This is a genomic window from Psychrobacter sp. Ps7 (assembly GCF_022129225.1).
GTDB classification, from domain to species: domain Bacteria; phylum Pseudomonadota; class Gammaproteobacteria; order Pseudomonadales; family Moraxellaceae; genus Psychrobacter; species Psychrobacter immobilis_A.
Window position 1 is genome coordinate 1 of the sequence record NZ_JADQAH010000073.1, and the last position, 2,161, is coordinate 2,161.

A 2,161-nucleotide genomic window follows, 5' to 3' on the forward strand; every position below is an offset into this window, starting at 1 on the left:
AGACTCTCAAAAGCTGGTTCGTCGAGCACAGTATGCCACGCTCTATCATGCTGTTTGCTGTCTGGAACATTATCAATACTGCTTGATTGTAGCGACTTAGCGATTTGTGCTTGTGATTCAGCATCTGCTTGGCTACTTGCAACACTTTGTACGCCGTTCCCATTAGCGTTGGCTGGATGGTTTGGATGGTCAAGAGAAGCAAGCTCATTTCTAAACTCAAGCTCGCTATACAGCTCGCGCAATTCATCTATATGAGCACAAGGATTGGTATCGATTTTTAAATCATTCCAGTCTTGACCGATATCTAAGTCTGTGACGATAGTGGCCAGTTTGGCATTGAATGGAATTTCCTCTGCATGCTCAATCAAGCCTTTAGCGCCGCGTCCTTTAATAAAGCCAATATGCTTTAACATATTGTCGATATCACCGTACTCAACGAGTAAGTCTTTCGCCGTCTTTTTACCGATACCGGGCACGCCTTTAATACCGTCAGAGGCATCACCCATTAAGGTCAAAAAATCAATCATTTGGTTTGGATTAATACCGAATTTTTCGATGACCGCTTGGGTGTCTGTTACTTTGCCCGTGAAGCTGTCTTCCAATATGACGCAGTCATTGACCAGTTGCATCATGTCTTTATCGCCGGTTGAGATAACCACATGATGACCTTGCTCGACCGCACGGTGCGCCAGTGTGCCGATAATATCATCTGCTTCTGCACCTTCGATGCGTAACAGTGGAATGCCCAAAGCGGTTACCAAGCGATGGATATAAGGAATTTGCTCCACCAGCTCTATGTCGATGGGCGGACGAGCCGCCTTGTAATCAGCAGACATATGATGGCGAAAAGTGGGTGACTTGGTATCAAAACAGACCGCCATGTGAGTAGGATGATATCGACGCATCAGTTTTAGTAGCGCATTAAGCGTGCCACGGATGGCATTCGTTATCAGCCCTTGCGAGTTTTGCATGGTTTTTGGCAAGGCGTGATACGTGCGAAACAGATAATAAGAGCCATCAACCAAAATAAAAGGTGGCTGATTTTTGTCCACGTGACTGGTGTCCATAGTCGCTACGTTGGGCATGGTATCAAAATTTGGTAAGGCTTTAGGGTCAAGCGCTTGATGCGAATTGTGGTTATTGTCTGCGGAGGAGTCGGTCATATGGTCAGTCATAAAGGTCACTTATTATTAGGTATCAGATAGAGGCAATATCAGATAAAACGATGTTTCCATTATAACGATAAAATCAGACCTTGCCGAACTTCTCGATAGTTATGATATTTCTACTGCTGACAGACGCTCATAAAAAAAGAACCCAGTATTCACTGAGTTCTCTTATAGATAAAGCCGACATTGTTATTGTTAAAAATCTATCTCACTTCTGAAGTCACTTCACTATCGATATTACCGTGAGTCGCTTTAGAATATGGGCAAACTTTATTGGCTTTTTCGACCAACTTTTGGAACTCATCCGCTGATAGCTCTGTGTTTTCAGCAGTAACATGAATTTTCACGGCTAATTGAAAATCTAAGCCTTCACCTTTCATTAAATCTACGGATACTTCAGTGGTAGAGTCAAACTTTGCTTTTTCTGCCCCTTTGACCGCAGCAAGTGCCCCATCAAAGCAAGCTGCATAGCCCATCGCAAATAACTGCTCTGGATTATTACCGTCTTTATCAGAGCCGGGTGCGACCATATTAATCGTCAAATCACTGTCTTGAAGACTAGCATTGCCTGTACGGCCGCCAGTAACTGTTGCTTTGGTGGAATATAGTGTTTTCATAACATATCCTTTGTTGTGAGTTTTTATGTTTTAGCAATAAATTTTGATAGGAGATTCAGCATAACAAACCAGTGCATGGGCAATATAGGTCAGTCGTAAGTATATACTGTGGATTTGTAAGTGAACTGTTAGTAGAATCTTTAGCTGCATTTAACTATCGCAGGAAAAGCTTAATCGCTATAAGTAACAGAAGTATTAATGTAATATAGGAATATAGCTGTAAAAAAATAAAGTTATCAAAATAGATGATAAAAAATCTAACCAATAAAGGTCTTATTCGATGAATAAATCAATGGTGTTACCTATTGCACTTTCTTTGCTAACATTTACCCTTGCTGGCTGCGGTGGGGAGGATGATGGTATTTATGGTTCGGG

The 2,161-nt window shown here is 41.9% G+C and carries 2 protein-coding genes; both read right to left on the reverse strand.

Translation table 11 applies throughout. The features are described from left to right. A partial coding sequence (locus I3257_RS14040) for a 5'-3' exonuclease H3TH domain-containing protein (RefSeq protein WP_275950092.1) occupies positions 1-1,175 on the reverse strand: 1,175 nt, incomplete at its 3' end. Positions 1,176-1,372: 197 nt separating this feature from the next. Then, positions 1,373-1,786 (reverse strand): organic hydroperoxide resistance protein, encoded by a 414-nt coding sequence (locus tag I3257_RS14045; RefSeq protein WP_109591048.1) that lies wholly within the window; start codon positions 1,784-1,786, stop codon positions 1,373-1,375. Positions 1,787-2,161 lie beyond the last annotated feature (375 nt).